A 23,025-nucleotide genomic window follows, 5' to 3' on the forward strand; every position below is an offset into this window, starting at 1 on the left:
ACGTCCCGGCCGTACCGTGATGACCATGCTGACCGGCCCGCCCGCTGCTCCCGTACCCCCGCCACCGCCGCGCGAGACCGGGCCGTGGCCGGTCGTGGCGGCGGTGGCGACCGGTGTCTGGGCCGTGCTTGTCACCGTGCCCGGCCAGCTCACCGGCTGGCTTGTCGACCAGGTGCTGCTGGCCCTCGGGCGGGACCGGGCGGTGGCGGCCTGGCCGGTGGTGGCGGTGGTCACCATGCTGCTCGTCGGCGGGCCCGCGCTGGCGCTGGCCCTGGCGCCCCGTTCCCGGGCGGTGCGGGCGACCGGGCGGGCGTGGACCGGCGGCGCGGTCGCGCTCGGCGCGGCGACGCTGCTGCGGGCGCTGCCGCCGGTGCACCACGAGGCGTACCTGGCCGCGCTGGCGGTGACCGCCGCGCTGCTCGCGCTCGCGGTCGACCGGCTCGCCCGCCGCCGCCCGGCCGTCCCGGCGGTTCCGCCGGGCGGTGACGCCGCCGTGACGCTGCTGGCGATCGCCGCCGGGCTGGCGGCGCTGCTGCCCTGGACCTGGGTGGGCGCGCTGGGCGGGGCGTTGGAGACGCTGCTCGCCGCGCTGGCCGCCGCCGCGTTCGGCGTGCTGGCCGGGGTGCTGCTCGGCCCCCGGTTCTGGGCCGGGCTCGCCGCCGGGACCACGGTCCGGCCGGCCCGGCTGACGCTCGTCGGCGGCCTGGTCGCCGGGGTGACGTTGACGCTGCTGGCGGCCGGCGCCGGGCAGTCCGGCGCCCAGTTGCCGGGCCTGGTCCTGCTGCCGCCGCTCGGCTTCGTGCTCGGGGCGCTGGAGGCCGCGGCCCGGCACGGCGGCCGGTCCGCCGGCCCGGCCCCGGTGCGGTGGCTGGTCGGCCTGGCGCTGGCCGGTCCGCTGGCGTTCACCGACCCGGAGGAGATCAGCCTGCTGCTGGCCACCGGTCGCGACGTGCCGTTCTGGGTCGCGGTCGGCACCGGCGCCGCGTTCGCCGTCGCGGTCCTGCTCGCCGTCGGGTACGGCGTGCTGCTCGCCCGCCCCCGCGCCCGCGCTCCCCGCCGGGGCGTGGCCGGGCTGGCCGCCGGGGCCCTGCTGGCCGCCGTGGCGGTGGTGTACGTGGTGCCCGGCCAGCCGGGGCTGCACGGCGAGCGGCTGTTCGTGGTGCTGCGCGAGCAGGCCGACCTGAGCGGCCTGCCGGCCGGCGGGCCCGGTCGGGCCGGCCGGGACGCCCGGGCCGCCGAGGTCTACCGGCGGTTGGTGGCGACCGCCGAGCGCACCCAGGGCGACCTGCGCCGCACGCTGACCCGGCTCCGCCTCGACCCGACGCCCTACTACCTGGTCAACGCGATCGAGACGGACGGCGGTCCGGCGGTGCGGGCCTGGCTCTCCGGCCGCCCCGAGGTGGCCCGGGTCCTCGTCGACCAGCGTCTGCGCCCGCTGCCCGCGGCGGCGCCGCCGGCCCGCGGGGACTCTCCGGCGCCGACCGGCCCGACCTGGAACGTGTCGCTGATCGGCGCGGACCGGGTCTGGTCGGAGCTGGGCGTCACCGGCGCCGGCGTGGTGGTGGGCAGCTCGGACTCCGGCGTGGACGGGGGGCACCCGGCGCTGGCCGCCGGTTTCCGGGGCGGCGACGACTCCTGGTACGACCCGTGGGAGCACCGCCGCGCGCCCGCCGACCGGGGCGGCCACGGCACCCACACGCTCGGCAGCGCGGTGGGTCGCGGCGGGATCGGGGTGGCTCCGGGGGCGAGTTGGGTCGGCTGCGTCAACCTGGACCGCAATCTCGGTAACCCGGCCCGCTATCTCGACTGCCTCCAGTTCATGCTGGCCCCGTTCCCGCCCGGCGGTGACCCGTTCACCGACGGTCGGCCGCAGCGCGCGCCGGACGTGCTCACCAACTCGTGGGGCTGCCCACCGCTTGAGGGGTGCGACGCGGGTGCGCTGCGTCCGGCGACCGCCGCGCTGGCCGCCGCCGGCATCCTGGTGGTGGCCGCCGCCGGCAACGAGGGGCCGGCCTGCGGTTCGCTCAACGACCCGCCGGCGCCGTACCCGGACGTGCTCACGGTCGGCGCGGTCGACCGGGCCCGCCGGCTCACCGAGTTCTCCAGCCGGGGCCCGACCGGGGGCGTCGCGAAACCCGACCTGGTGGCGCCCGGCGCGGCCGTGCCGTCGGCGTTCCCCGGTGGCGGCTACGCCACCCTCGACGGCACTTCCATGGCGACCCCGCAGGTGGCGGGCGTGGTGGCGCTGATGTGGTCGGCCAATCCGGCGCTGATCGGAGACCTGGACCGGACCCGGCGGATCCTCACCGAGACCGCCACCCCGGCCACGGTGCCGCCCGGCGCGACGTGCGGCGGCACCCGGGACACGGTCGGCGCGGGCCTGGTCGACGCCTACGCGGCGGTGCGGGCCGCCCGCAGCGGTTGATCGCACCAAATGGGGCATAACGCCGTTCGGCCGCTCTGGTGACCGATCGGCCCTACGGTCGGGAAGCAGAGGAGGCGGCGCATGACCACGGATGACGAACGGACCGACGACCCCGCACCGACCGGGGAGCGGGTCGCCGATCGGCTCGACCTCGGCGACGCCGAGCAGGCCGCCGCCGACCAGCCCGCCGAGGAGGAGTCACGGCAGCCGGTGGACGAGCCGAGGCGGCTGCTGCCGCCCTACGACCGGGCACACAAACGACGCAACCATCGCCCACTGCCCACCTGAGCGCGTACGCGGAAGGGGCGGACCGCTGACGCGGCCCGCCCCTTCTCGGCGTAACTGGTGGAGCTGGGCTCAGAAGTCCATCTCCCCGCCACCCGGGCCAGCCGGGGCGGCCGGGGTCTTCTCCGGCTTGTCCGCCACGACGGCCTCGGTGGTGAGGAACAGCGCGGCGATCGAGGCGGCGTTCTGCAGCGCGGAACGGGTCACCTTGGCCGGGTCGATGATGCCGGCGGCCAGCAGGTCCACGTACTCGCCGGACGCGGCGTTGAGGCCGTGACCCGGGTCGAGGTTGCGCACCCGCTCGACGACGACGCCACCCTCGAGGCCGGCGTTGACGGCGATCTGCCGCAGCGGGGCGTCCAGCGCGATCTTGACGATCTGCGCGCCGGTCGCCTCGTCGCCGGCCAGGTCCAGCTTGTCGAAGGCGGTCTTGCCGGCCTGCACCAGCGCGACGCCACCACCCGGGACGATGCCCTCCTCGACGGCGGCCTTCGCGTTGCGGACGGCGTCCTCGATGCGGTGCTTGCGCTCCTTCAGCTCGACCTCGGTGGCCGCGCCGACCTTGATCACCGCAACACCGCCGGCCAGCTTGGCCAGGCGCTCCTGCAGCTTCTCCCGGTCGTAGTCGGAGTCGCTCTTGTCGATCTCGGCCCGGATCTGGTTGACCCGACCCTGGATCTGGTCGGCGTCGCCGGCGCCGTCGACGATGGTGGTCTCGTCCTTGGTCACCACGACCTTGCGGGCGTGGCCCAGCATGTCGAGGTTGACGGCGTCCAGCTTGAGGCCGACCTCCTCGCTGATGACCTGGCCACCGGTGAGGATGGCGATGTCGGTCAGCATGGCCTTGCGGCGGTCACCGAAGCCCGGCGCCTTGACGGCGACCGACTTGAAGGTGCCCCGGACCTTGTTGACCACCAGGGTGGCCAGGGCCTCGCCCTCCAGGTCCTCGGCGATGATCAGCAGCGGCTTGCCCGACTGCATGACCTTCTCCAGGATCGGGAGCAGGTCCTTCACCGACGAGATCTTGCTGTTGACGATCAGGATGTACGGGTCGTCGAAGACGGCCTCCATACGCTCCGGGTCGGTCATGAAGTAGGCGGAGATGTAGCCCTTGTCGAAGCGCATGCCCTCGGTGAGCTCAAGCTCCAGGCCGAAGGTGTTGCTCTCCTCGACGGTGATGACGCCTTCCTTGCCCACCTTGTCCATCGCCTCGGCGATGATCTCACCGACGCTGGGGTCAGCGGCGGAGATGGAGGCGGTGGAGGCGATCTGCTCCTTGGTCTCCACGTCCTTGGCGAGCTTGAGCAGCTCCTCCGAGACGTTGGCCACGGCGGCCTCGATGCCCCGCTTCAGGGCCATCGGGTTGGCGCCGGCGGCCACGTTGCGCAGGCCCTCACGGACGAGGGCCTGGGCCAGGACGGTCGCCGTCGTCGTGCCGTCACCGGCAACGTCGTCGGTCTTCTTCGCGACCTCCTTGACCAGCTCGGCGCCGATCTTCTCGTACGGGTCCTCGAGCTCGATCTCCTTGGCGATGCTCACACCATCGTTGGTGATGGTGGGGGCACCCCACTTCTTCTCGAGCACGACGTTGCGGCCCCTCGGGCCGAGCGTCACCTTCACGGCGTCGGCGAGCTGGTTCATGCCCCGCTCGAGGCCGCGGCGCGCCTCTTCGTCGAACGCGATCATCTTGGCCATACGGCGTTGTCCTCCTGGACACTCACGGGCCACCCGGATGCCCGGATGGGCCGTCTGGTGTACGCACCTTGGGGACGTCGCCACCTGGCGACGACGACGTCCTCCTCGGTCGGGCCGGACAGCCCGCGACGACCGGCCCCGTGCCACTCCGGCGCCCCTGCGGACACCGGTGCGGCCGTGGCCCTACCGCCCCGACCATTGGCACTCACCGTACGCGAGTGCCAATGACTTGTTTAGCACTCTCCCTAGCCGAGTGCAAGCACGACAGCGCCGGTCAGCCGAGTTCCGCCGCCAGCCGGGCCGCGTTCACCGGGCCTTCCTGCGCCCGCTGCTCGGCGTACGCGACGACCAGCCCGACGAGCTGTGCCAGGTAGGCCGGCGCGGCGAGCGCGGCACCCACCACGGCCAGCGCCGCCGCCCCGACCGTGGTGCCCGGCGCGGTCGTCGGATCGGCCCCGAACACCGCGCCGCTCACCGCGCCCACCACGACGTCCAGCACTGTCGCCGCGAGCAGCGCGCACGCCACGAGCGCCACCCGGCCCAGCACCATGCCGAAGCTCCGGTGGAACAACCGCCACGACCGCCCGATCGGATCCTGCCGCTCGAACAGGTAGACCGGCCCGAACAGCGCGACCGCGAACCCGGCGTAGACGCCCGGCAGCAGGCAGAAGCAGAGGCCGAACGTGATCAGCAACGAGGCGACGATCGTCCAGCCCCAGAGACCGAGCGCGCGGCGCACCCCGTACCGGAGCGCGTCGCCCAGACCCGCCGGCGCGCCGGCCGCCTGCCGGGCGACCACCCACGTGCCGGCGGCCCAGCCGACGGCCTGGAGCGGGCCGAAGACCAGGGCGGCCAGCAGCACCACGCCGTAGAACGCGAGCGTCTGCTCCAGGTAGCCGTCCGGCAGCACCGGCGCGCCGTCCGGCCCGGTCGCCATCTCGTCGGTGGGGACGAGGAACAGCGAGACGACGGAGATCACCGCAGCCGGTACGGCCTGGGTGAGCAACATGATCGGCACCAGGTGCCGCCAGCCCCGCCGGACCGCGCCGGCACACCGCGCGAACCAACCCCCCACGCCCGCGTGCGGCGGGGTGACAAGCGGGTCCTGCGGGTCGAGACCCGGATACCAGCCGGGATGACCGCCGGGCATCGGCAACGCGGGGTACGCCGCCCCGGGCATCGGATGGCCGGGGTACGCCGACCCGGGCGCGCCGGTCGCCGGCCAGTGCCACCCGGGCGGCGCGGACCAGCCCGGTGAAGCGCCCTGCGGCGCGGGCCACCCGGGCGGGGTGCCGTCCGGCGCGAAGCCCGAGGGCGGGGTGCCTTGCGGCGCGGGCCACCCGGGCGGGGTGCCCTGCGGCCCGGAGCCCGAGGGCGGGCCGCCTTGCGGCGCGGGCCACCCGGCCGGGGTGCCTTGCGGCGCGGAGCCCGGGGGCGGGCCGTACCCGGGCTGGGGTGGATCGGCCGGGTACGAGCCGGGCCGGTCGGTGGGGGCCGGACCGGCCCAGGGGTCGGTGGGGGCCGGGCCGGCCCACGGGTCGGCGGGCGGCGACGGGGGCCGGGTCGGGTCGACCGGGGGCACCGGTTCGGCACCCGACGGGGGCAGCTCGGACATGGGCCCTCCTCAGCGACGACGGCTGGAACGGCTCATGATCTTCCACGGTGCGGGGCCGCACCGCAGCCCCGGTCGGGGGATGGTTCGGCCGCGCGAGGGCGACCGCCGATGATCAGATGACGTGGACGCGCTCGGCCTGCGGACCCTTCTGGCCCTGGGCGATCTCGAACTCGACCCGCTGGCCGTCCTCAAGCGCCTTGTAGCCGTCCATCTCGATCGCGGAGAAGTGGACGAAGACGTCCTGCCCGCCGTCGACGGCGATGAAGCCGTAGCCCTTTTCGGCGTTGAACCACTTCACGGTGCCCTGTGCCACGGTGCACTTCCTCACTCTGCGCGGCGTCCCAAGACCCGGAGACCGGCGGACCGGAACCGGCGGCGCACCGTTTCGGCGATCGGCGACGGCCGCTGAATCGGTGACCGAAATCGCACGCTACACGAGGCGTGACGACCGCGCACGACCACAAATCGGGCGTATTCCGGACCGCGCCGGGCACCCGGCGGCGCCGTCACCGGACCGGTCCGGTATGTATGCGGCATGACCAGCGCGCCCGCACCGACCACGGTCCGCCGGATCCGCCCGGAGGACGCCGCCCGGATGCGGGCGCTCCGGCTGGAGATGCTTGCCGACGCCCCGCTGGCCTTCCTGGAGACCGTCGCCGAGGCCGCCGCCCGGCCGCACGCGGACTTCGCGGCCCGGGTCGCGGCCGTCTCCCGGGGCGACCACACCGCCCAGTTCGTCGCCGACCCGGGTGGCCGCCTGGTCGGCCACGCCGGCGGCACGGCCGCGCCGGACGAGCCGGGCCTGACGCTCGTCTACGCGGTCTACGTGACCCCGGCCCGGCGGGGCACCGGGCTGCTCGCCGCGCTCGTGGACGAGGTGGCGGCCTGGTCCCGGGCGTGCGGGCGGCCCGAACTGATGATGGAGGTGGTGGTCGGCAACGACCGCGCCTGCCGGGCCTACCAGAAGCTGGGCTTCACCGACACCGGCGTACGCGTCCGGCACCCGCGCATCCCCGCCCTGCGCGAACTCCAGATGCGCCGCCCGGCCTGACCCGGCGGAGTGTTAAAAGGGGGCCCCTCCTCTACCGAATACGTTAAGAAGGGGCCCCTCCTTTCATGCGTGGCGGCGGGACTGGACCACGCGGAAGCGGTTTGCCACGTATGCGCCGTCGGTCAGGGCGGAGTTGGCCGCCGGGTTGGCGCCCGAGCCGTGGAAATCGGAGAACGCCGCCGACTGGTTGACGAAGACGCCGCCGGTCAGGTTGCAGGACAGGTGCACCCCGGCGTCGACCGCCGCCGCCTCGGCCGCGTCCAGCACCGCCTCGTCGGTGGAGTAGACGGCCGCGGTCAACGCGCCCTTCTCCCCCACCGTCTCGCGCAGGATGCGCAGGCTGTGCTCGGTCGAGTCGGTCGCGATGGCGAACGAGATCGGCCCGAACCACTCCCGCCCGTAGGTCGCGGTGTCGCCGGCGTCCAGCTTGACCACGGTCGGCGTACGCACCACGGCGCCCGGGAAGGACGGGTGCTCGACGGTGCGGGACTCCAGCACCGGCTCGCCCACCTTGGCGATCTCGTCGAGGCGCTCCAACACGCCGTCGTTGACGATCGCGCCGGTCAACTCGACGCCCCGGGCCGGGTCGGCGGTCAGCTTGGCGACCGCGCCGGCGATGCCGGCGGCCACCTCGTCGAAGCTCTTGTGCCCCTGGTCGGTGTCGATGCCGTCGCGCGGGATCAGCAGGTTCTGCGAGGTGGTGCACATCTGACCGCTGTAGAGCGTGAGCGTGAAGCCGAGGTTGCGGCAGAGCCCGGCGAAGTCGTCGGTGGAGTCGATCACCACCGTGTTCAGGCCGGCCTTCTCGGTGTAGACGGCGGCCTGCCGGGCGTTCGCCTCCAGCCAGTCGCCGTACTCGGTGGAGCCGGTGAAGTCGACGATCTTGACAGCCGGGTGCAGGGCCAGCGTCGAGGCGAGCTTCTCGCCTGCGGCCTCGGGGGCGAGTTGCACCAGGTTCGGGTCGAAGCCGGCCTCGGCGAGCACCTGGCGGGCGTACCGCACGGTGATCGCCAGCGGCAGCACGGCGCGCGGGTGCGGCTTCACCAGCACCGGGTTGCCGGTGACGAGCGAGGCGAACAAACCGGGGTACGAGTTCCAGGTCGGGAACGTGTTGCAGCCGATGACCAGCGCCACCCCGCGCGGCACCACGTGGAACGTCTTGGTCATCCGCAGCGGGTCGCCCTTGCCGGCGGCCTTCTCCCAGCCGGCCGTCCCCGGGTGGCGGGTCATCTCCGCGTACGCGTAGGCGACCGCCTCCAGGGCGCGGTCGAGCGCGTGCGCGCCGCCGGCCTGGAACGCCATCACGAACGCCTGGCCGCTGGTGAACTGCACCGCGTTGGCCAGCTCGAAGATGTTCCGGTGGAGCCGGTCGAGGATCTCCAGGCAGACCCCGGCCCGGGCCTTCGGGCCGGCGTCGCGCCAGGCCGGCAGCCCGGCGGTGGCGGCGGACACCAGCTCGTCGGCGCCGGCGTGCGGGTAGCGCACGTCCAGCGCCACCCCGAACGGGCTGGCCTCGGTGGCGACGGTGGTGCCGTCACCGGCCTGGTCGAGCGGGAAATCGCCACCCAGGTACGCCTCGAAGGCGGCCTTGCCGTCGGCGGCGGCGGTCTCGCCGTACACCCGCGGGCTGGGCGACTCGGGGTAGGCGGACCAGTACCCGCGTTCCGTGATCGCGGTCAGCGCCCGGTCGAGGGTTTCGGCGTGCCTGTCGTACAGGGGGTGCGGGGTCTCCGTCATGCCCGCCATCATGCAACAGAAAGGCACCAGATCAGTAGGGGCGTGTCACAACTCAGATGGTCAACTGCCAGTCGACCGACCCGGCGGCCAGCCGGAAGCCGAGCTGTTCGTTGATCGCGATCATGTGGGCGTTGGCGGCGGCGTTCCAGGTGTCGACGGTCCGCAGCGCCGGCTCGTGGCCCAGCGCGTACGCCAGGTTGGCGGCCTTGCAGAGCAGGCCGAGCCGGTGGCCGCGGTGGCCGGGGTCGACGATGGTGATCTGCTGCCAGGCGTGCTCGGTGCTGCTGGCGTCGAGGCTGAGTTGGCTCCAGCCGACGAGCCGGCCGGACGCCTCGTGCACCGCGCCGGTGTTGTAGCGGCGCACGCCCCGGGCGTCGAGCGCCCGTTCCACGGCCCGCTTCCGCTGCGCGTCCATCTTCTGCTGCTCCCACTCCAGCTCGCCCATGGGTGCGTCGAGCAGCAGCCGGCCCTCCAGGTGGGCCACGTCCGAGGCGTAGCCGTCGGGCACGTGGTCGCGCCAGTGCACCGTCCGGTAGCCGGTGGCAGCCGTGCGGGCGTCGGCCGACAGCGCGGCCAGCCGGTGCCGGCCGAGCGCGGTCACGTCGAGCCGGCGGCGGACGTCGACGTTCGCCGCCTTCGCGCCCATGGCGGCGGCGAACGCGGCGCCGGGGAACTCCCGGCCCTCCTCGCCGGGCAACGCGGCGGCGGTGGAGCCGACCAGCCGCTTGCCGCCGCTCTCCCGCAACAGCCGCACGCCGTGCTCGTGTAGCGCGCGCCCGATCCCGCGCCGCCGGTGGGCCGGGTGCACCACAAGCTCGACGCTGGCGTTGTCGGTGTTCTCAAGCGTGTGCAGGTGCAGCCGGAGCCAGCCGACGGGCGCCCCGTCGAGGCGGGCGACGACCCACCGCCCCTCGATGCCAGGCATCGGGTGCCGCAGCAGCGCCTCGAACCGCCGCCGGCAGGTCGGCGGCAGGTCCGGCTCGTCGACGGTCCGGGCCGCCTCCGCGATCCGGTACGCCGCGTCGAGCGTGGGTCGGTCGGCGGGATCGAACGGGGTGACGGTCAGGCCCATGACGGTGATGCTGGGCCGGAAACGGCGACGGGGCCAGCGGTTTTCCGCTGGCCCCGGCCGAGGTTGGTCGGGAGGGGTGTCCGCACAACGCCTCCGGCGTTGGGTCGCAAAACTTCGAAAAGTCTCCGGCGGATGCCCTCCCGCACCGAGCATCTTGCGCCGTCCGGTTCCTGCCGTCAAGTCCTCGGGGACGGTTTTCCGCAACTCCTCGCACATCCCCCGTCACCGCTGGTCGCCCCCGATCCCCCACCCGGGCGAGCCCGCCGCCGGCCGGGATCGCCCACCGCCGCACGTCGACCGAGGAGTTGGCGTCCGGATCGGTCGTTGTCGCTGACGCGGAAGTCCTTGATCAACGCCTTGCCGGGTGGGTCAGGAGAGGAGACCGGCGTCACGGGCGGCGCGGAGGCTGGGCTTGATCCGGTGCGTCGGCCCGGCGGCGGCAGCCACGGCGTCGAGCGTCTTCAGGCCCTCGCCGGTGTTGAAGACCACCGTCTCGGCGGTCGGGTCGAGCTTGCCGGACTCCACCAGCTTGCGCAGCACCGCCACCGTCACGCCGCCCGCGGTCTCGGCGAACACGCCCGTGGTCCGGGCCAGCAGCGTGATCCCGGCGCGGATCTCGTCGTCGTCGGCGTACTCCATCCAGCCGCCGGTGCGGCGGACCGCCTCCAGCGCGTACACCCCGGCGGCCGGGTCGCCGATGTTCAGCGACTTGGCGATGCCGGTCGGCTTGACCGGGACGATGGTGTCGCGGTCGTCGTGCAGCGCGGCGGCGATCGGGTTGCAACCGGCGGACTGGGCGCCGAACACCCTCCAGCCGCCGGCCGGCGCCTCCACCAGCCCGATCTCGACCAGCTCGGCGAACGCCTTGTCGATCTTGGTGAGCAGCTCACCGCTGGCCATCGGGATGACCACCTGCGCCGGGATGCGCCAGCCGAGTTGCTCGGCCACCTCGTACCCGAGCGTCTTGGAGCCCTCGGCGTAGAACGGCCGGACGTTCACGTTGACGAACGCGGTGTCCTCGAACTCGTCGGTCTCCACCAGCTCGCCGCAGAGCCGGTTCACGTCGTCGTACGAGCCGTCGATCGCGACCAGGTCACCGCCGTAGACCGCGGTGGTGACGACCTTGCCCTGCTCCAGGTCACTGGGGATGAAGACCACCGACGGCACGCCGGCCCGGGCCGCGTGCGCGGCGACCGAGTTGGCCAGGTTGCCGGTGGACGCGCAGGCGTAGCGGGTGAAGCCGAGCGCGCGGGCGGCGGTGAGCGCCACCGACACCACGCGGTCCTTGAACGAGTGGGTGGGGTTGGCGCTGTCGTCCTTGACCCAGAGCGGGCCGGTGATACCCAGCTCGGCGGCGAGGTTGCCGGCGGCCACGAGCGGGGTCAGGCCCGGGTCGAGGGTGACCCGGGTGGCCGGGTCCTGGCCGGCCGGCAGCAGGGCGGCGTAGCGCCAGATGCTGTTCGGGCCGGCCTCGATCTGCGCACGGGTGACGGTGGCCAGGGCGGCGGTGTCGTAGTCGACCTCGAGCGGGCCGAAACACTCGTAGCAGGCGTGCTGCGCGGCCAACGGGTAGCGCGCGGAACAGGCGCGACAGACCAGGGCCCGGGCCGGGCTGCGGGTGGTGTCGATGCCGGAGACGGCGGGAAGCGTCGACGTCATGTCGAGAGTTCCTCTCATCTTTCCCCGCATCGCCGGGTGCGGCGGGGACGGAATTGGCACCTGCCCGCGGTCGCTCGTCGTCGAGCGTGGCGGGTGGTTGCCGGGGCGTCGTCGGGCCGTATCCCTCAGCCCCTCTGGATGAGGTATGTAGTTGTGCCGCCGAGTCTATGCGCTGCTCACGAAGCTGCCACCCGGGGGTCCCACGGTGTGGGCCACGCGGGTGGCATGATCGCGGGTGGCATGATCGCCGGATGCGGAGTGTGGCAGCCGGTACCGGCCTTCTCGCGGCGCTGACGCTGCTGGCGGCGTGCACCCGGGCACCGACGCCGGTCGACCCGCCACCGCAGCCGACCGCCCCCGCCGTCTCGCCTACCCCGCCGTGCACCCCGGAGGGCATCCGGATCACCGAAACCGGGGTGAGCGCCGCGATGGGGTTGCGGGCCATGGGCCTGGAGCTGGTCAACTGCGGAAACCAGCCGTACGAGCTGCGCGGCTATCCGGCGGTCCGGCTCCGGGACGCCGACGGGGACCCGATCACGGTCCGGATCGTCCCCGGCGCCACCGGGATCACCTCCGGCTTCGACGCCTCACCCACCCGGGTCGTGCTGCGCCCCGGCGGGCGGGCCGGCGCGGCGCTGCTCTGGCGCAACACCGTCACCGACGCGACGGTGGTGGCGACCGAGGGCAGGCAGCTCGACGTCGCCCCGGTGACCGGCCGGCCGGCGCACCCGGTCACGCTGGACGGTCCGATCGACCTCGGCACCACCGGCCGACTGGGGGTCAGCGCCTGGAAGCGCCGCGACCCCGAGCCGACGACGCAACCGGCCGAGCCGAGCGGCCCGCCGTCCTCGGCCGTCACCCCCGACAACCCCCTCTGACGGCACGTTGACCCTGGCGGCCCGCCACTGCTCCCACATGGCGGTGACGCAGTCTCGGATGCCGGGGTGCAAGAGATCTTGGAGTTGTCGTACCAAATTTCGCGGCTTATGCGCCTTGCGCTGGCCATGTCGCTGCGCCGTTCACTCGGGCACGCGCTCGCCGTCGACTTCGGGCTGAATCTTGGTACGGGTCCGCCCCCCCCCGAGGGGCGAACCCGTACCAAGGTCGCGGTGTACGGCTCAGGCGGGGACGGAGGCGCGCGAGGTCGACGGGGTCTCGGCGGCCGTGCGGCGGCGGGCCAGCAGGGCGTCGAGCGCCCAGGTGCCCGGACCGAGCACCGCGATCAGCAGGAACGACCAGCAGAACATCGCGGCTGCCTCGCCGCCGTTGCGGATGGGCAGCAGGCCGTGCGGCTGGTGCACCACGAAGTACGCGTACGCCATCGAGCCGGAGGCGAGCAGCGCGGCCGGCCGGGTGCCCAGGCCGACGAGCACCAGCGCGCCGCAGACCAGTTGGATCAGCGCGGCCCACCAGCCGGGCCAGGTGCCGAATGGGATCGCCTCACCGGTGACCGGGTTGCCGCCGAGTATGCCGAAGATCGACGCCGCGCCGTGGAACATGAAGAGCAGGCCGACGACGATGCGGAACAGGGAGAGCACGGGGCCCTTCAACTGCGTGGGGACCATGGGAAACCTCCTGGGCGAGATGGGGCGACGTCCAGGATGGCGCGCTTAGGAATAGAAGTTAATCAATTCCTTGCTGGCGGGACAATCTTGTGGGAACGCTCCCATGATATGGGCGCGAAACGTTAAACGGGGCCCCCTCCTCTACCGGAGGCGTTAATAGGGGGCCCCGCCTTACACCTCAGCTCGTGATGTCCTTGCGGGTGAACCGCCAGAAGGCGAGCGCCCAGAACAGCGTCGCGTAGGCGATCGCCGAGATCGCGCCCCGCACCACGTCGTCGGTCTGCGTCGGCGTGGACAACAATCCCAGCCAGGCGCTGCTGTAGTGGGTCGGCAGCAGGTCGCGCAGCCCGCCCAGCGCGGTGATCTGGTCGAGGATGCTGGACAGGATCCAGAGCAGCACCGCGCCGCCGACCGCGCCGAGCGCGGCATCGGTGGTCACCGACAGCAGGAACGCCAGCCCGGCCACCACCAGCAGCACCACCGCCAGATAGCCGAGCACCCCGAGCAACCGGAGCAACCCGTCGGCCGGGGCCAACTCGGCGGAGACCTGACTGCTCAGCGGCTCCCAGCCGTACCGCAGCGTGCCGGCGAGCAGCGCGGTGCCCGCGAGCAGCAGCAACGCCAACCCGGAGTACGCGAGCGCGACCACCAGCTTCACCGCGAGCAGCCGGGCCCGGGGCACCGGCACGGCCAGCAGGTAGCGCAGGCTGCCCCAGCTCGCCTCGCTGGCCACCGTGTCACCGAAGAACAACGCCACCACCACGACCAGCAGGAACGACGCCGACACCAGGATCGAGAACAGGGTGAAGTTGAGCCCGCCCGCGGTGGCCAGGTCGGCCAGGCTGGCGAACTCGCCCCGCCCGCCGCCGTCGTCGTTCCCGGAGTCGAACTGGAACGCGATCAGGATGACCAGCGGCAGCAGCACCATGAACCCGAGCGCCAACTGGGTACGCCGACGCGACGCCTGCCGCCGGAACTCCGCCCCGAACGGAAGCGTGGCCGACGGCCGGTAACCGACCGCCGCCCCGCCACTGCCTTTCGACGCCACCTGGGAACCCGCCATCACCGGTCACCGCTTCCCCGAGAGTTCTCGCCGACCAGGGCGAGGAACGCGTCCTCCAGGCGACGCCGGGGCACCACCCGGTCCACCCCGATACCGGCGCGGACCAGCTCGGCCACCACCTCGCGGCGTGCGGTGCCGTTCGTGTCGACCACCAGCCCGCCGTCGTCGTCGGGCAGCACCCGCACACCGTCGAGCCGGTCGAGCACGGTACGCGCGGCGTCCGGGTCGCTCACCTCGAACAGCACGCTCGGCGACTCGCCGACGATCTCCCCGACCGGGCCGGCGGCCACGATCCGTCCCTTGTTCACCACCACCGCGTGGGTGCAGGTCTGCTCCACCTCGGCCAGCAGGTGGCTGGAGACCAGCACCGCCCGCCCGTCCGTGGCGTAGCGCTGGAGCACCCGGCGCATCTCGGCGATCTGCGGCGGGTCGAGCCCGTCCGTCGGCTCGTCGAGCACCAGCAGCTCGGGCAGGCCGAGCATGGCCTGGGCGATGGCGAGCCGCTGCCGCATGCCGTGGCTGTACTTCTTCGTCCGCCGGTGCACCGAGTCACCCAGGCCGGCGATCTCCAGCGCCTCGTCGAAGTGCGCGTCCGCCCACGGTCGCCCGGTCGCCCGCCAGTACGCCTTCAGGTTGTCCAGTCCGGACAGGTGCGGCAGGAAGCCCGGCCCCTCGACGAGCGCGCCGATCCGGGAGAGCACCGGCGAACCGGGCACCAGCCGGTGCCCGAACACGTAGATCTCCCCGGCGGTGGGCTGGGTCAGCCCCATCAGCACCCGCAGCGTGGTGGTCTTGCCGGCGCCGTTCGGCCCGAGCAGGCCGACCACCTGGCCGGGGTGCACCTCGAAGTCCACCTCGGAGACGGCGACGAAGCCGTCCGCGTACTCCTTGCGCAGGTTGCGCACGGCGAGCGGCACGCCCGCGTACTCCGGGTGCACGGAACGGTCCTGGCGGCGGTGCCGGCGGCGGGCGAGCAGGACGACCACGACGAGCCCGACCGCGATCGCGGCAAGCAGGCCGACAAGCACCCAGCGCCAGATCGCGGCCGAGGTGGGGATCGGCGCGGCGTCCACGGTGGGCAGCACCAGCGGGCCGTCGCCGAGCGCCACGGTGTGCACGGCCGGTTCGGCCGGCGTGGCGTACGCCTGGTCCGATGTCGCCACCACGAGCCGCAGCCGGTGCCCGGCCTCGACCCGGCGGACGATCGCCGGCAGCGTGACCGTGACCGGCGTCGCGGCGTCGAGGCTGGCCGGCAGGCCGGTCAGCCGCACCGGCGCGACCAGGCCGTCCGGCAGGGTGGCCGCGCCCTGCGGGTCGACGTCGTAGAGCTTGACGAAGAGCACCGCCTCGCCGGTCGCCGAGGCGGCCCGGATCCGCACGGTCGGTGCGCCCACCACGTCGACCGGGTCGTCGAGCGGCGCCGACTCGAAGCGCGCGTGCTGGCCGGGGATGTCACCGGCCACGCCGTCGAGCAGCGAGCCGAGCGCGCCGGCGAACGGGATCGTGGAGATCGCCGCCGGGTTGCCGTTGGGCGGTACGGCGACCGGCTGGGCCGGGCCGGTGAGCGCCACGTCGCGGCGCTCCTGCCCGGTCACGCCCGGGTAGTCGTCGGTGCGGTAGCCGGTGGCCACCAGACCCCGGTCGAGCGCGTCGAACCCGGCGATCCGGGAGAACGTGAAGGTGTCGCCGGGCGCCGCGCCCTCGCCCTTGACGTAGTGGTCGAGCCACTGCGCGGTCAGGAACCTCACCCGGTCGGAGTCGGAGGTCGGCCCGGCTCCGCCGTCGTGGCCGCCGGTGAACCAGGCGACCCGGACCGGGGTGCCGGTGGCGGCGATGCCGCGCGCGTTGGCGTCCGCCTCGGTGAGCGGAAAGAGCGTGTCCGCTTCGCCCTGCACCAGCAGGGTGGGGGCTTTGATCCGGTCCAGCGCCGGGGCCGGCGACGAGCGGCGCAGCAGCTCGACCGCGGCGGCGTCGGCCCGGCCGGTGGTGGCGATGCGCAGGTACGCGGCGCAGACGTCGGCGGCGAACCGCCCGCAGGCCGGGTCGGCGGCGCCACCCGGCGCCCGGCCGGAGCTACTGCCCGGGCCGGCGCCCGGCTGCGGGCTGGCCGGCCCGGCCGAGGCGGGCGCGCCCTCCGGCGCGGCGGCGGTGGCGCCGGACAGTCCGGCCGGGCCGGAGCCGGCGTTGCCGCCGCCGCCGAAGAAGATCCCGGCCCACCCCTTCTTGAACACGCCCTCGGTCGGCGGCTTGCCGGTGCTCTCCGGCAGGAACGCGCGGGACAGGTCGTTCCAGGTGATCATCGGGACGATCGCGTCGACCCGGCGGTCCTGCGCGGCCAGCAGCAGGGCCAGGCCGCCGCCGTACGAGCCGCCGACCACGCCGACCCGCGGGTCTCCCCCGGCGTCGAGGCGGATCTCCGGGCGGGCGGCGAGCCGGTCCAGCAGCCGCTGCGCGTCCCGCACCTCGTAGTCGGGGCTGTCCAGGTGGATCTGGCCGCCGCTGCGGCCGAACCCGCGGGCGGTCCAGGTGAGCACCGCGTAACCCCGGGCGACCAGGTCCTCCGCGTCGGAGCGGACCGACTCCTTCGTGCCACCGAAGCCGTGCGCCAGCAGGACCGCCGGCACCCGGTTGTCGCCGGAGGCGCCGTCGGGCAGGTAGAGCGTGGTGTCCAGGTCGACCGGCTCGTCCCCGTCCGGTCCCGAGCGGACGGTCACCAGGGCCGACTCGGTCCGGAAGTCCGGACCCTGCGGCCGGACCACCCAGACCAGCGCGGCGGCGACCAGGACGACCACCACCGCGGCGGCGACGATCCGGCGCGGGTGGCCGGACAGGGCACGCCAGGCCCGTGCGACGGGCAGCGGTGATCTCATGTGGCACACGGTACGGGCCGTCGACTGAGCGTTCCCTGAGATCCGCCGTACGTCCATTCGCCTGCGCCGTTCGGTGCGTACCGGCCGTCGTCCGCAGCAGGTCCAGAGCATCCCAGCGGGATGTATTCGCATCCCGTGAATTCACATCTACGGTTGCAAATCATCGTCGATGCCACGTCTCGGCGGCCCGATCCGACGCTGCGTGTGGCCATAATTCACTATCGGTCACCCCAGGACGAACTGACGTCAAGCCGACTCCGTGACCACGGTTCCAGCCACGCCCGGTTCGACTAATTTTCCGGTCCGGTGCACGGGACTGCTCACGGCGACCTCCCGCGGCACCGATCGCCCCGCCGTCGCCGTCGCCGGAGGAGACACACCATGACCGCTCCCGCGCCGCGGGTCCGTCGCCGGCCCTCCGTGCCGGGCCGCGTCCTGCCCCTGCTGCTGGCGCTGGTGCTGGTCGCCCCGCTCGGCCTGCTCTTCGCGCTGGCCGAGGGGAACACCGCGGACGACCACGACCTGGCCACCCGGGAACGGCTCGGCGTCCGCTACCTGCGTGCCCTCGGGCCGCTCACCGACTCGCTGGTGGAGGTCCAGTCCACGGCCGTCGCCCAGGCGCCGGCCTCCCGCGCCGCGCTCAACGCCGCCATCGAAGAGGTGGCGAGCGTGGACGACGCCGTCGGCGACGAGCTGCGCAGCCACGACCGCTGGGCCGGGCTGCGGGCGAAGCTGGACGGGATGCCGGCCCGCGAGCTCACCGACCCGGAGGCCGCGTACCAGGCCTACGGCGAGGCCACCGACCTGCTGCTCGCCCTCTACCTGAAGGTGCGGGAAAGCTCCGGCCTGATCCGCGACCCGCAGCCGGACTCGTTCTTCCTCCAGGACAGCATCGGCGGGGACCTGCCCGCCGCGACGGTGCTCGCCGGCCGGCTCGCCGACCTGGTCCGGCTGGCCGGCACGCGACCCGCCGCCCAGCGCACGCAGACCGGCATCGAGCTGGCCGAACTCCGGGTGGCCGCGTTCGGCCCGGCCAACGACCTGGTCGCCGACCTCCGCGCGGCGGTGGACAGCTCGGAGAGCACCGACCTGGGTGCCAACGTGCTCACCCCGTTGGACACCTACCAGCGGTCCCTCGAAGCGTTCACCGCGGCGGGCGGCGGGCGGGCCGCGCCGAACCCGCAGCAGCTCAGCGCCGCCGGGATCAGTGCCCAGGCCGCCGCCAAGCAGCTCCGCACGGTCATCCTCGACCAGCTCGACACCCTGCTGAAGGAGCGGCTGGACGCACTCGACCGGGACCGGCTGCTGGCCCGGGTCGCGGCCGGGGTGGCGGCGGCGCTGCTGGTGGGGCTGGCCGTGACGCTGCTCCGGCGCCGGCCCGCCGACACGCGCCCGCCGCACGTCGAGACCGCGCCGCCCCCGGCGGTCCGCCCGGACCCGCCGGTCCCCGCCCGGGACGCCGACCGCCTACCCGTCCGGGTCGGTGCGGCCCCCGAGGCCGAGCGGTGGAGGCCCTTCGATGCTGCTCACTAGGCTGCGGATCCGGGGCAAGCTCGCCCTGCTGGTGATCATCCCGCTGCTCAGCATGGTCGGGCTGGCCGTGCCGGTGGTGGTCGACCGGGTGGCCGCCGCGCAGCGGGCCGCCGACACCGCCGAGACCGTCCGCGTCGCCAGCCGGATCGGCAGCCTGGTGCAGGACCTCCAGCAGGAGCGCCTGCTCTCGATCGGGCTGCTGCTCGGTCGGGTCACCCGTACCGAGCTGATCCAGAAGTCCGCCACCGTCGACGACCGGGTCGCCGACCTGCGCGCCGAACCGCTGCCGGCACCGGTCAGCGAGGCCATCGAGGGGGTACGTCAGCTCGCCGACGTCCGCACCGCGACGCTCGACGGTCGGGCCATCCCGGCGCAGATCCTGAACACCTTCTCCCGGGTCGACCTCGCGCTGATCGAGTCGCTCCGGCTGCCGTTCCGGGTGGACACCGACACGTCGGCCGGGCGGCAGGTGCTCGCGCTCGACGCGCTGCTGCGCACCGACGAGTCGCTGAGCTCGTGCGCCACCCAGATCGTGCTGGTCCGCGCGAACGGTGACCCGACGGTGTCCGCCTCCTACATCGCCTGCGTCGCGACGCTCAACGTGGACAACCAGCGGTTCCGCAAACTGATCACGCCGGAGCAGCTACAGCTCGCGCTGCTTGACGACGCGGCGGTGGCCGCCCGGACCAACCGGACCTTCCTCCGGGACAGCGTGCAGGACCCGGTCCTCTCGATCGCCCGGGTGCCGCTGGACACGCTCTTCCCCTCGGTCCGCTCGATGATCACACTGGGCCAGTTCGTGGAGAAGAAGGTCATCGCGGACGTGATCGCGGAGACCGGCACCGAGGAGCGGAAGGCGCTGACCACGGCCTGGCTGGTCGCCGGGGCGGCGGCCGTGATCCTTCTCCTGGTGGTGCTGCTGAGCATGACCGTGGCCCGGACCGTGTCCCGGCCGCTGAGCCGGCTCACCACGTCCGCCGAGCGCGTCGCCCGGGTCGCCGAGGCGGAGCTGACCCGGGTCGCCGACGACGAGACCGAGTCGGTGCCGCCGGTGCGCCTCGACCCGGTGGACGTCGACGCCCGGGACGAGATCGGCGACCTGGCCCGCGCGTTCGACCGGGTGCAGCACACCGCCGCCCGGCTGGTCGAGCGGCAGGTGGCCGGCCGGCGCAACGTGGCGCAGATGTTCGGCCACGTCGGCCGGCGTACGCAGAACCTGGTCGGCCGCCAGATCGCGCTCATCGACCGGCTGGAACGGCAGGAGGCCGACCCGGGCCGGCTGGAGCACCTCTACCGGCTGGACCACATCTCCAGCCGGCTGCGCCGCAACGCGGGCAGCCTGGTGGTGCTCTCCGGCGCCACCGGCTCGGACGGTCACGTGGCGCCGGTCCCGCTGGCCGACGTGGTCCGGCTCGCGCTGGGCGAGATCGAGGACTACACCCGGGTCGACGTGCAGGTCCCGCCCGGTGTCTCGGCGGCCCCCGCGATCGTCGGCGATCTGGTGCTGGCGCTGGCCGAGCTGATGGAGAACGCGACCGCCTTCTCACCCCCGCACACCCGGGTGGTGGTCTCCGGCGAGCTGACCGGTGTGGGTGCCCGGCTGCTCGTGGTGGACCACGGCATCGGCCTCACCGAGGAACGGCTCGTCGAGGAGAACGCCCGGCTCACCCGGCGGGAACGCCTCGACCTCGCCCCGACCGAGGTGTTGGGGCTCTTCGTGGTGGGCCGGTTGGCCCGCCGGCACGGCTGGAACGTCCGGCTCGCGGCGACGCCCGGCGGCGGTGTCACCGCCGGCGTGGAGATCCCGGCCGCCTCGCTCGTGGTCCGCCGGCCGGAGCCGGCCGACGCGACCGTGGCCCGGGCCGCCGTCCCGGCCGGCGAGCGGCGTCCGGAACCCGCTCACACGGGTCGCGCGGTCGGCGTCCTGCCGACGCCCGCCGACCCGGTCGGCTTCGACGCGGAGCTGCTGAGCCGGGCCACCCGCAGCATCGCCAGCGGCGACTCGTGGAACGCCTTCGGCGAGCCGGCCGATCTGGACGGGGCCGGCCCGGTCGCCGCCGCACCGCCGGGGGAGGACCTCCGCCTCCCCGCCGGCGGCCCGCCGCCCGCCTGGCCGCCCGCGGCCGTGCCACCCACCACACTGCCCCCCGGCCCGGCCGCGCTCCCCGCGAGCACCACTCCGCCGACACCGGTCGTCGGCCCGACACCGGCCGCTCCCCCGGCCGCCGGGCCGACGACCGGCCCCGCCGTCGCGCCGCCCGCCGGCCCGGCCCACCAGGCGACGCCGCCCGCCGGATTCCCGCCGGGCGAACGGCCGTCCACCGTCCGGCCGTCCACCGCGCGGCCGTCGAGCGTGCCGGGTCCGGCCGGGCCGCCCGGGACCCGACCGATCCGGAAACGGGTGCCCGGCGCGAACCTCCCGGCCGGCCCGCCACCCGCGCCACCCGCGCCGGCCGGGCCGGCGATCGGGCCGCTGATCGGCATCCCGGACGACCCGGCCACGGTCCGCGCCCTGGTGGAGGCGTTCCAGGACGGGGTACGCCGGGCCGAGGACGACGTCACGCCGGCCGAATCGACGCCGGAGCGACCCCGGCTCAGCCGGCGGATACCCGGGGCGAACCTGTCCGTCTCGGCGGTGGCGCCCGCGCCCCCGGCCAGCTCCGACCCCGGCGACCCCGTCGAGGTCCGAAACCTCATCACCGAGTTCGAGGCGGGCGTCGCCCGTGCTCTTCGCGAAGTGAGCCCCCACCACCCACGCTATGAAGAGGATCCATCACGGTGACCAGCCCGTTCCTGCACGACAACGTCGAACAGAGCATTAACGGCGACCTCAGCCCCGAGGCGCGCACCTTCAACTGGCTGCTCGACTCGTTCACCTCCAGCACGGCGGGGGTGGTGGAGGCGATCGCGGTCTCCTCGGACGGACTCCTGATGGCCATGTCCGCGATCAAGGACCGGTCCAACGCGGAGCGGCTCGCCGCCGTGGTCTCCGGCATGACCAGCCTCGCCGGCGGCGCCGCCAGTTGGTACGCGCTGGGCGGGCTCAACCGGGTCATCGTCGACATGGCCGAGGGCTACCTGCTGATCAGCGCGATCAGCAGCGGCTCGGTCCTCGGCGTGGTCGCCGACCGGACCGCCAACCTGGGCACCGTGGCGTACGAGATGACGCTCTTCGCCGGCCGTGCCGGCGGCGCTCTGAGCCCCCGCCTGATCGCCGAGCTGAAGAATGCCGTTCAGCAATGATCCCGGGGGTCGCCGACGAGGATCCGGAGCCGGAACCCGGCGTCCGGGTCCGCCCCTTCCTGCGTGCGTCCACCCGGTCGACGTCGAGCACCGACGCCGACGACGGGGAGCCGTCCGGCCTACGACCGTTCGTGCTCACCGCCGGCCGGGTGGACGGTGACCCGGCGATCAGCCTGGAGACCCAGGTGACCGCCCGACCCGGCAGCATGTCGTGGGCGGTGACCGCCCGGCTGGCCCCGGAACTGGCCACGATCGTCGCGATCTGCGTCGAGCCGGTGTCGGTGGCCGAGATCTCCGCCCGGACCCGGATGCAGTTCGGGGTGACCCGGGTGCTGGTCGGTGACCTGCGCGCCGCCGGCCACCTCGACGTGCACGTCGCGGACGGCGACGACGCCCTCGATCCCGACCTCATCCTGCGAGTGATTGATGGACTTCGTGCGATCTCCTGACTGGCGGGCGTCCGCCCAGGGCGGGCCCGCCGCGAACAGCGCCCCCGCCCGCTACGGCAATCCCGCCCCGCTGATCGGCCGGGCCACACCGCCCCCACCGGCCGGACCACCACTGCCCTACCGGCCGCCGGGACCACCCGGGGAACCGGCCCCGATCGTCAGCCGGGTACCCTCGCCCCGCCCGCCGATCCCGGTGAAGATCCTCATCGCCGGTGGCTTCGGGGTCGGCAAGACCACCACGGTCGGCGCGATCTCCGAGATCGCTCCGCTGACCACCGAGGCGGAGATGACCACCGCCGGCATCGGTGTCGACGATCCGGGCGGGGTGGCCGGCAAGACCACCACCACGGTCGCCATGGACTTCGGCTCCGTGACCATCGACCGCAGCCTGAAGCTCTACCTCTTCGGCACGCCCGGTCAGGCCCGGTTCGGTTTCATGTGGGACGACCTGGCCCGGGGTGCGCTCGGCGCGCTTGTGGTGGTGGACAGCGCCCGGCTCGACGACTGCTATCCGGCGATCGACTTCTTCGAACGGGCCGGGCTGCCGTTCGCCGTGGGCGTCAACGCCTTCGACGGGCGGTTGGCCCTGGACCTGCCGTCCATCCGCTGGGCGCTGGCGATCGCCGAGCACGTGCCGCTTGTGCAGTTCGACGCCCGGGACCGGCTCTCCGTACGGGACGCCCTGCTTGTCGTCCTGGACCGGGCGCTTGACCGGGCGACCCGGTCCCGGGAACGCTGAACCATCCGTCGGTTCGGTCCGTGG

The 23,025-nt window shown here is 74.0% G+C and carries 18 protein-coding genes and 1 riboswitch; of the genes, 9 read left to right on the top strand and 9 right to left on the bottom strand.

Annotated features, from left to right (window positions below):
* Nucleotides 1-19: 19 nt before the first annotated feature.
* Nucleotides 20-2,425, top strand: coding sequence for a S8 family serine peptidase (locus tag O7619_RS01060; protein WP_282285098.1), 2,406 nt, complete (start codon nt 20-22; stop codon nt 2,423-2,425).
* 81 nt (nt 2,426-2,506) lie between these two features.
* Complete coding sequence (locus tag O7619_RS01065) at nt 2,507-2,713, top strand: hypothetical protein (protein ID WP_282285099.1); 207 nt, start codon at nt 2,507-2,509, stop codon at nt 2,711-2,713.
* A 69-nt stretch (nt 2,714-2,782) separates the two neighbouring features.
* Here the strand turns inward: O7619_RS01065 and groL are convergent, their stop codons facing one another.
* The 3 genes from groL to O7619_RS01080 form a co-directional block, all read right to left on the bottom strand.
* On the bottom strand, nt 2,783-4,405 hold the full coding sequence (gene groL / locus O7619_RS01070; RefSeq protein ID WP_282285100.1) for a chaperonin GroEL: 1,623 nt from the start codon (nt 4,403-4,405) through the stop codon (nt 2,783-2,785).
* 274 nt (nt 4,406-4,679) lie between these two features.
* A complete protein-coding gene (locus tag O7619_RS01075; protein WP_282285102.1) occupies nt 4,680-6,020 on the bottom strand; it encodes a hypothetical protein in 1,341 nt (446 codons plus the stop codon).
* Between the two features lie 112 nt (nt 6,021-6,132).
* Nucleotides 6,133-6,333 carry a cold-shock protein gene (locus O7619_RS01080; protein ID WP_281586395.1) on the bottom strand — a complete coding sequence of 67 codons (201 nt, stop codon included), beginning with the start codon at nt 6,331-6,333 and terminating at the stop codon, nt 6,133-6,135.
* A 222-nt stretch (nt 6,334-6,555) separates the two neighbouring features.
* Between O7619_RS01080 and O7619_RS01085 the strand changes: the two genes are divergently transcribed.
* On the top strand, nt 6,556-7,071 hold the full coding sequence (locus tag O7619_RS01085; RefSeq protein ID WP_282285104.1) for a GNAT family N-acetyltransferase: 516 nt from the start codon (nt 6,556-6,558) through the stop codon (nt 7,069-7,071).
* A 63-nt stretch (nt 7,072-7,134) separates the two neighbouring features.
* Here O7619_RS01085 and paaN read toward each other — a convergent pair whose 3' ends face one another.
* From paaN to thrC, 3 genes are all read right to left on the bottom strand, one after another.
* Nucleotides 7,135-8,808, bottom strand: coding sequence for a phenylacetic acid degradation protein PaaN (paaN, locus tag O7619_RS01090; RefSeq protein WP_282285106.1), 1,674 nt, complete (start codon nt 8,806-8,808; stop codon nt 7,135-7,137).
* A gap of 52 nt (nt 8,809-8,860) precedes the next feature.
* A complete protein-coding gene (locus tag O7619_RS01095; RefSeq protein WP_282285108.1) occupies nt 8,861-9,880 on the bottom strand; it encodes a GNAT family N-acetyltransferase in 1,020 nt (339 codons plus the stop codon).
* 369 nt (nt 9,881-10,249) lie between these two features.
* Nucleotides 10,250-11,539: a threonine synthase gene (gene thrC / locus O7619_RS01100; protein WP_282285109.1), complete on the bottom strand. Its 1,290-nt coding sequence runs from the start codon at nt 11,537-11,539 to the stop codon at nt 10,250-10,252.
* Between the two features lie 11 nt (nt 11,540-11,550).
* Nucleotides 11,551-11,684: riboswitch (SAM riboswitch) on the bottom strand.
* 106 nt (nt 11,685-11,790) lie between these two features.
* Between thrC and O7619_RS01105 the strand changes: the two genes are divergently transcribed.
* Nucleotides 11,791-12,417, top strand: coding sequence for a DUF4232 domain-containing protein (locus tag O7619_RS01105; RefSeq protein WP_282285110.1), 627 nt, complete (start codon nt 11,791-11,793; stop codon nt 12,415-12,417).
* Between the two features lie 240 nt (nt 12,418-12,657).
* Here the strand turns inward: O7619_RS01105 and O7619_RS01110 are convergent, their stop codons facing one another.
* The 3 genes from O7619_RS01110 to O7619_RS01120 form a co-directional block, all read right to left on the bottom strand.
* A complete protein-coding gene (locus O7619_RS01110; protein ID WP_282285112.1) occupies nt 12,658-13,104 on the bottom strand; it encodes a DoxX family protein in 447 nt (148 codons plus the stop codon).
* 178 nt (nt 13,105-13,282) lie between these two features.
* The gene (locus O7619_RS01115) at nt 13,283-14,167 is read right to left on the bottom strand and encodes an ABC transporter permease subunit (RefSeq protein ID WP_282285114.1); all 885 of its coding nucleotides are present in this window, start codon (nt 14,165-14,167) and stop codon (nt 13,283-13,285) included.
* On the bottom strand, nt 14,167-17,037 hold the full coding sequence (locus tag O7619_RS01120; protein WP_282285116.1) for an alpha/beta fold hydrolase: 2,871 nt from the start codon (nt 17,035-17,037) through the stop codon (nt 14,167-14,169). Before O7619_RS01120 ends, O7619_RS01115 begins: the two co-directional genes overlap by 1 nt.
* Before the next feature lie 381 nt (nt 17,038-17,418).
* Here O7619_RS01120 and O7619_RS01125 point away from each other — a divergent pair, with 381 nt between their 5' ends.
* The 5 genes from O7619_RS01125 to O7619_RS01145 are packed head-to-tail and all read left to right on the top strand — an operon-like array spanning nt 17,419 to nt 23,001.
* On the top strand, nt 17,419-18,570 hold the full coding sequence (locus O7619_RS01125; protein WP_282285118.1) for a hypothetical protein: 1,152 nt from the start codon (nt 17,419-17,421) through the stop codon (nt 18,568-18,570).
* Entirely contained in the window at nt 18,557-21,352 is a 2,796-nt protein-coding gene (locus O7619_RS01130; protein WP_282285120.1) for a nitrate- and nitrite sensing domain-containing protein, read from the top strand. Before O7619_RS01125 ends, O7619_RS01130 begins: the two co-directional genes overlap by 14 nt.
* The gene (locus O7619_RS01135) at nt 21,349-21,813 is read left to right on the top strand and encodes a roadblock/LC7 domain-containing protein (protein ID WP_282285121.1); all 465 of its coding nucleotides are present in this window, start codon (nt 21,349-21,351) and stop codon (nt 21,811-21,813) included. The genes O7619_RS01130 and O7619_RS01135 overlap by 4 nt, the downstream gene beginning before the upstream one ends.
* Complete coding sequence (locus tag O7619_RS01140; RefSeq protein WP_282285122.1) at nt 21,810-22,262, top strand: DUF742 domain-containing protein; 453 nt, start codon at nt 21,810-21,812, stop codon at nt 22,260-22,262. Before O7619_RS01135 ends, O7619_RS01140 begins: the two co-directional genes overlap by 4 nt.
* On the top strand, nt 22,240-23,001 hold the full coding sequence (locus tag O7619_RS01145; protein ID WP_282285123.1) for an ATP/GTP-binding protein: 762 nt from the start codon (nt 22,240-22,242) through the stop codon (nt 22,999-23,001). Before O7619_RS01140 ends, O7619_RS01145 begins: the two co-directional genes overlap by 23 nt.
* Nucleotides 23,002-23,025: the final 24 nt, after the last annotated feature.

Source organism: Micromonospora sp. WMMD998 (assembly GCF_029581235.1).
In the GTDB taxonomy this organism is placed as follows: domain Bacteria; phylum Actinomycetota; class Actinomycetes; order Mycobacteriales; family Micromonosporaceae; genus Micromonospora.